The following is a 5019-nucleotide window of genomic DNA, read 5'->3' on the forward strand; positions in this document are numbered from 1 at the left end:
GATTATTTGTGAATATTAAAATGGAACAACGGTAATAAATCTATGATTTTCGAGTAAAAGTAGGAGTGAAAAGTTTTTTAGGTTGTATTAAATATAAAGGGTAAATTCCCAACGTCACTAAGGATATAAATGATCTTTATAGTTGAGTTTTACATATCTCCACTCTCGAAGAAAAAATAATATCAAGGTGATATAGTGCAGTAATGCATTATTCGTATTAACAAGATTCAGGTATTAATAGCCCTGAAAAGGATAGATAAATGAATATATATGTAGGGAATATTTCCTTTCAATTAGATGAAAGCGGTTTAGAAGCTGCTTTTGGTGAATTTGGTACAGTCGATAGCGCACGCATCATCACTGATCGTGCAACAGGCCGTTCCAAAGGATTTGGTTTTGTCGAAATGGCTGACCAGACTGAAGGTGAAGCTGCTGTTCAAGCAATGAACGGTAAAGAACTTGAAGGTCGTGAATTGAAAGTAAACGAAGCCCGTCCAAGAGAAGAAAGACCTTCTCGCCCAAGATACTAAATTAGAATTTGGTATTCGATTTCTGATTTAGATTTATTTGAATTAGAAGAAATTAAAAGCCCCGCTTATTGCGGGGCTTTTTTGTTTATAAAAGAGATCAACTCATGGTCCTCTAAATCTGTGTAAGTTCCTGCATGAATCGTTTCAATCTCATATTTAATAGGAGCAAATCATGAATAAGAAAAATAAATGGATCACTTTATTTGCAGTCATATTAATGGCATGTGTGTTCTTGCAGGCACAAGATGCATCTAAAAAGCAAAAACCAGAAAAGCAACTAATTGAAGGTGAAGTCGTAGACCTCGTCTGTTACACTTCCCGCGGTGCAAGTGGAGAAGGACATAAATCTTGTGCTTCCCGCTGTATGACGAGGGGAACACCTGCCGGTCTATTGGATAAAGATGGAAATATATTTGTTATCATTGGTCCAAGCCCCGGTTATGCAGACTATGCTGCCCAAACGGTTCGGTTAAAAGGCAATGTTGTTGGAGGAAGAATCAGTCCTAATAAAATGGAAGTAAGATTCGGTAAAACATGGAAAGATGTAGCTTTACAAGGAGGATCTCCTAAGTCTGAATAGCTGATTCCAATTTTAGTTAAATTGGAGCAATTATATTTTTTGTGATTGGTATGGGAAGAAAACTGCATGTGGTAAAATAAATCTTCTGGTTCGGATTGTAATCACATCAACTTTAACATCCGAAAGCAAGCATTCGAATGACCCTTACCTTTTTTTATACGCCTTTGCTCCGGCGGTGATTTGTAGATTCAAATGATTTATGGATGGCGGTACGGGACAGGTAGTAAAATCATTATAGGCACAGGGGAAATTGAATGCTTTATTAAAATCGATCGTTACGTTTCCATTCTTGTCCGGCGGATCAAAATATAATTCTCTCCCGCCGCTATAAGTCTCATTTCCTGTTGATCCATCCATAAAGATGATGGTGCGTTTTGGCCCCTCCATATGGGCTTCCAATGCATAGGATTTACCACCCATTTTAAAAGATACAATCCCAATTGCCGGTTGCTCAATGGGATGCCCGAATATATTGGAAATGATCCGATTTTGGCCGGCAGGGTATGCTTCAAACGAGCCCTTAATTATCCAGCGCGGGTCTATTGGGTAATAAGAAATTTCAAAATTTGGATCCATATAAGGATTTTCAATATCTTTTAAACGAATAGCATAATTCCCGCCACGTTTTATTATAAACCATTGAAAGGAATTCCAAGAAAAGGTGTGGTCTAATTGTTCTGTAGAAAATAAAAATTCAGTTACTTGATTTATACTGTCGATTAAAACGGGCATATTGAATTGAAATTTTAGCTGTTTACCAATTTTTGAAAATGAGCCAAACAATTTTGGGAACCCAATAGGGAGAATCATATCATTGTCCTGTCCGGAGCCCATTTGATATTCACCATCATAGAACCAATAAAGTCCCACAAGGTTTAGATAGCCTTGCCTCGATTTGAGATAATTAATTCGCTTCTGCCGGAAATGGAGAATTTCTTTTTCATGGTTTGTGTCCAAAGCACATCCAGAAATAATAAGAATGGCCATCAAGAGGGTGATTAAAATTCTGATTTTCATTATAACGTACTGAAAATTTATTATAGAAAATTGCAATGTGACATATTTCTTTTAAATCATTTGTTGACCTAAATTTGGCTATGTTGAAATTTTATGAACTGGCACCTTCGCCCAACAATATGAAGGTTCGCATGGCACTTCGCTTTAAGAAAATCCCATTCGAAACTATAAAAGTAGACTTTTTTGACCGCCAACCAATCCGGGATGCCTCCGGGCAGGATGGAACACCTGTCATTGTGGATAATGGTATTATAATTAATGATAGTGAAGCTATTTTAAATTACCTCGATGCGAATTATCCCGACTCACCGCGTTTATTTCCTCGGGATTTAAAAGCGCGAAGATCTTGCGATAGTTGGAAACTTATGTTGGATAAAAAAGTAGCCAAACCATGGTTTTCTATTTGGAAATATTTATTGAAATGGACAGATGAATTAGATGAGAATGCTTTAACTGATTATCGAAGTGCTTTAGAGTGGCTGGATCAGGAGATTGGCGATCGAACCAGTTTTCATGATGATAATGATATGGCCATTTGTGATTTGCGTGTCGCCCTTTGGGCTGTTTATGGATTACCCGGAAATGGGTTAATAGAGCGCGTTGGCTTATTTAAACGTGTTAAACAATTATATAATGTGGATGGAAAATCACTCCCGAACCTTGTGCGGTTTTTAGAAAAGTGGAATTCATTTTTAGAATGATTAAAAAACTATTGTCTACACTCCTTGGATTATTCCTTTTAATCTTTGCCGTTTTCACTGTTCTTATGAACTATCGTCCCGCCGTTCCCCAGTTGGATAAATATGCATATCAAATGAATTCACAACAATCGGAAGGATCACTGACAGTCCAATTTATCGGCAATACTAATTTGTTGGTGAGTGACGGTGAAACGTCTATTCTTACCGATGGATTTTTTACACGGCCATCGATTCCTCGAATACTATGGGGCGAAATTGAACCAGATGGAGACATTATTAATTATTGTCTTGGACGGGCGGGCATTCAAAAACTGGATGCTGTGATTCCCGTTCATTCCCATTTTGATCATGCCATGGATTCACCCATTGTTGTAGAAATGACTGGTGCAAAACTAGTGGGATCCGAATCTACATTAAATATCGGCCGTGGATTGGATCTCCCAGAAGATCAAATGATTAAAGTGGAATCCGGGATGGCGGTTCAATTTGGTTCAATGAAAGTGACGCTCATTAAAGGAAAACATTGGCCTTATCCTGATAAAGAATTGGGTGATTTACTATTAAATAATGAAATCGATAGACCGATAATACCGCCGGCAAGCGCCATGGTCTACAAAGAAGGGGCCAGTTATACGATCATCATAGAGCATCCAGAAGCCACCTTAGCCATCCACGGCAGTGCCGGGTTTATCCCTAATATTTTAGACGAATATGATGTTGATATTCTATTTCTGGGAATGGCGGGATTGGAAACAATGGACGATACTTACAACGACGATTATCAAACTCACGTGACGGATGCGTTGAACCCCAAGGTTATTGTTCCCATTCACTGGGATGACTTTTTTGTCCCCTTAAAAAAGGGAATCAAATCTAGGAGTTTATTAGAAAAAATTCTCCAAGGATTGGATGTGAAAAAATCATTCGAAATGGTGGAAGAAAGAAATTCTGATCGAAGCATTGTCGTTTTACCCCTTTGGGAAAATATCCCGATCAATTCACTTTAAGGTATTTATTCAATGACTAAAACAAGATTTTCAATTATCATAATTTTGATGGGATTATTGGGTTGCATGCCTTCCGTTTCATCCTATTCTGTCGATGATTTTCAATGTTATCCTGAAGCTGTATATCTCATTCGTCATGCAGAGAAACAGATCATTAAAGGGGAGAAGAACCCAGAACTGACCAAAAGTGGATTCAATCGCGCTGCTGCATTGGCTGATTCATTGGTGGGAATAGACAATGGTGTAATCTATTCCAGTGAATTCACAAGAACCCAACAGACGGTTAATCCCTTGGCGAAAACGTGGAAAACAAAAGTGAATATTCATACGGCCAATGATCCCGAAGGGCAGATTCAGCGCGCATTAGAACATTGTGGGAAAATGGTAGTAATTGCTGGCCATTCCAATACATTACCTAATTTGATTGCTTTATTTGGTATCAAAGATGAAGTAGCCATTTCCGACGATCAATATGGTGATCTGTTTATCATCCGCTGGGAAAATAATACACCACACCTTACAACCACTCACGTGGGAGAATAATCCATGAACTGGGATTACCCAAATCCGTTTACTTCTGAAATTGAGGTAAAGTCATCTGCCATTGATGATTTGGGCCATGTGAATAATCGGGTTTATTTGGATTGGATCATGGATACGGCTTGGGCCCATTCCAGTGCTTTGGGTCTCAAGGCTGAAGATTATACTGAACTCGGGTTTGCCATGGTGGCCCGCCGACACGAATTGAATTATCAAGCACCAACATTTTTGGGTGACCGGCTCATTGTAGGTACATGGATTGTCACCAATGATGGCAAATTCAGGAGCCGAAGGGAATATCAAATTATCCGAGAGGGAGATGAAAAAACTGTCTTTCGTGGTGCCACCGATTGGGTGTGTATTCAAATTGAAAATGGGAAACTATACCCTATGCCAACTGAATATATCCGAGCATATCAGCCAACGAATGTGTAATATTGGTTATGGCGAAAAATTAAGGGAAGAAAAGTGATTCAATAATCAAAAAAGATTATTGATAATATTTAAGAAATAGAATCCCTGATCTTTTTCAGCAATTCATTCGTGAATCGAATACCTTCCATTTCGCTGTGGACGCTGCCTTCATATTCGATTCCAACATAGCCGTTATAATCTGCATCTAAAACAATATCCATAATGCGGTA

The 5019-nt window shown here is 38.5% G+C and carries 7 protein-coding genes; 6 read left to right on the plus strand and 1 reads right to left on the minus strand.

The window, feature by feature from the left end; genetic code table 11:
* The first annotated feature begins 260 nt into the window (after nt 1-260).
* A complete protein-coding gene (locus HN459_04710) occupies nt 261-530 on the plus strand; it encodes an RNA-binding protein (protein ID MBT3478745.1) in 270 nt (89 codons plus the stop codon).
* A gap of 172 nt (nt 531-702) precedes the next feature.
* A complete protein-coding gene (locus HN459_04715; protein ID MBT3478746.1) occupies nt 703-1110 on the plus strand; it encodes a hypothetical protein in 408 nt (135 codons plus the stop codon).
* A gap of 144 nt (nt 1111-1254) precedes the next feature.
* On the opposite strand, the gene HN459_04720 is transcribed toward HN459_04715, so the two are convergent.
* Nucleotides 1255-2127 (minus strand): DUF1684 domain-containing protein, encoded by an 873-nt coding sequence (locus HN459_04720; protein MBT3478747.1) that lies wholly within the window; start codon nt 2125-2127, stop codon nt 1255-1257.
* A gap of 80 nt (nt 2128-2207) precedes the next feature.
* Here HN459_04720 and HN459_04725 point away from each other — a divergent pair, with 80 nt between their 5' ends.
* From HN459_04725 to HN459_04740, 4 genes are read left to right on the plus strand one after another with little or no spacing between them, the layout of a single operon-like run.
* On the plus strand, nt 2208-2828 hold the full coding sequence (locus HN459_04725; protein ID MBT3478748.1) for a glutathione S-transferase family protein: 621 nt from the start codon (nt 2208-2210) through the stop codon (nt 2826-2828).
* Nucleotides 2825-3835: an MBL fold metallo-hydrolase gene (locus HN459_04730; GenBank protein ID MBT3478749.1), complete on the plus strand. Its 1011-nt coding sequence runs from the start codon at nt 2825-2827 to the stop codon at nt 3833-3835. The genes HN459_04725 and HN459_04730 overlap by 4 nt, the downstream gene beginning before the upstream one ends.
* A gap of 12 nt (nt 3836-3847) precedes the next feature.
* Nucleotides 3848-4378 (plus strand): histidine phosphatase family protein, encoded by a 531-nt coding sequence (locus HN459_04735; protein ID MBT3478750.1) that lies wholly within the window; start codon nt 3848-3850, stop codon nt 4376-4378.
* 3 nt (nt 4379-4381) lie between these two features.
* Nucleotides 4382-4810, plus strand: a complete 429-nt coding sequence (locus HN459_04740) for an acyl-CoA thioesterase (GenBank protein ID MBT3478751.1) — start codon at nt 4382-4384, stop codon at nt 4808-4810.
* Nucleotides 4811-5019 lie beyond the last annotated feature (209 nt).

It is taken from the genome of Candidatus Neomarinimicrobiota bacterium (assembly GCA_018647265.1).
Taxonomy (GTDB): domain Bacteria; phylum Fidelibacterota; class Marinisomatia; order Marinisomatales; family TCS55; genus TCS55.